The sequence below is a fragment of the Nostoc sp. UCD121 genome, assembly GCF_014222285.1.
Taxonomy (GTDB): domain Bacteria; phylum Cyanobacteriota; class Cyanobacteriia; order Cyanobacteriales; family Nostocaceae; genus Nostoc.
Map to the genome: position 1 here is coordinate 1 of NZ_JACKZS010000444.1, position 1,687 is coordinate 1,687.

General features: G+C 34.3%; 1 pseudogene. It reads right to left on the reverse strand.

The features are described 5' to 3' along the window. Positions 1 to 115 precede the first annotated feature (115 nt). A pseudogene (locus GNF10_RS36725) lies at positions 116 to 1,569 on the reverse strand (IS5 family transposase). Positions 1,570 to 1,687 lie beyond the last annotated feature (118 nt).

Consider the following 1,687-nt stretch of genomic DNA (forward strand, 5'->3'; position numbering starts at 1 on the left):
TAGGGCTTGCTGAAAAAGTCGTATTTAAGCCAGATCAAGAATCAATTAACAATGCTTGTAAGTGAAAATATAATTTATTATGTGAGCCGATTTGAGCACATATAATATTTTCTAATCATCCAAATCTCAAAATAGGAAATACTGTGTTTTTTCCAAAATAGATACAAAAAAAAGTCATGATAATCCGCCGCAGTAATGCGGAAATATTCATGACTAGAAAAGTTATAGCAATGGCTGTTTCAGAAGTATTAGAAAGTTTGGTCATCACTCGGTCGAGACTATATCTTCTTTTTGCTTCTCCAAATTTACCTTCAATACAATTACGGTCTCTCTCGTCTAATTGCGCTTGCTTTTTGGTCTCTTTGCTAATATTTTTTGGTGGTCGTCCTAATGCTGGACCACTCATTCTGATTCCTCTGTCTTTACACCATTTTCTATTTTCTTTGTTTCGATAAATCTGGTCTACATGTACTGATTCTGGGTAGTATCCTGTTGCAGTTTTAAACGCTTCTACTTGTGCCTTTAAATCAGCTGATTCATTAAAATTATCCCAACTAATCCGGTCTAAAAATACATATCCTTCGTAACAACTAGCTGATAACTTAGCTCCAAATTCCACTGATGAACCAGCTTTTCCCCTCACGATTGGACGGACATGAGGTTGTGTTAAACTCACTATTCTATTGTCAACACGAAAAAGACTATTTTCATGCATGAATAATTGTTGTCGATATACTTCATTTACCACTAATAGTATTTTATGTTTTTGGCTACTTAGCCACTCTAGCTTGGCTCCGACTGCTAGTAGTCTATCTATATGTGCTAAGTTTCTTTTCAGGTATTGTAGTTGTTTTCTTATGGCTTTTCTTCTTTGTTTTTTCGATGGTCGTCGTTTTTTAGCGACGTTTAGATATTCTTTTCTAGCTGTATTTCTGTAAGTTCTCGGTTTTTTATTTTCGTTTTCATCCAATTGTTCATACAGAATATCTATTATTTCTTCTGTCTGCTCTCTTGCTTGGTTTAGTAATCCTAAATCTGTCGGATATTTTATATCTGCTGGTACACAAGTTGCATCTAATTTTAATTTCCCCCGATTTTTCTCTTCATTTATTTCTTCTTCTCCAGCGCTAATAACTTTTTTGCTGTTTCTGATTCTTTGATTTTCTATTCGCTATTATTCACCATACTTCTATTCATTCTATTCACTAATTCAATATCTATTCTTTTTCTAAAATGAACTAACATTGATGCCTCAAATGGTGCTTCATTACTATAGCTATTTAATCCGATAAAGTATTGTAGATATGGGTTTTCTCTTATTTGTTCTACTGTTTCTCTATCACTTAATCCCAATCTTTCTTTGATTATTAAAGCTCCTATGGCTGTCCGAAAAGACTTTGCTGGTGCCCCCATTTCAACCGTGAATTGTTTCGCATACTCATCTTCAAATTCTGACCACGGAATTAAATTCGCCATTATTACCCATCTATTATCTTCTGCCAACTGCCCCTCAAATGGCAGTTCAAACTTTTCTACTGGGGTAGGTATAGCCTCAATTTTTCGATACATTTTTTATGTTTATGTTAGAATTTTTACCCATTTTACCCAATTGCCTTGCACTTTTGTTCGATTTATAGACTTCAATCACTATTTATACAAGGGTTTCAGTCTTAACCAGCAAGCCCTA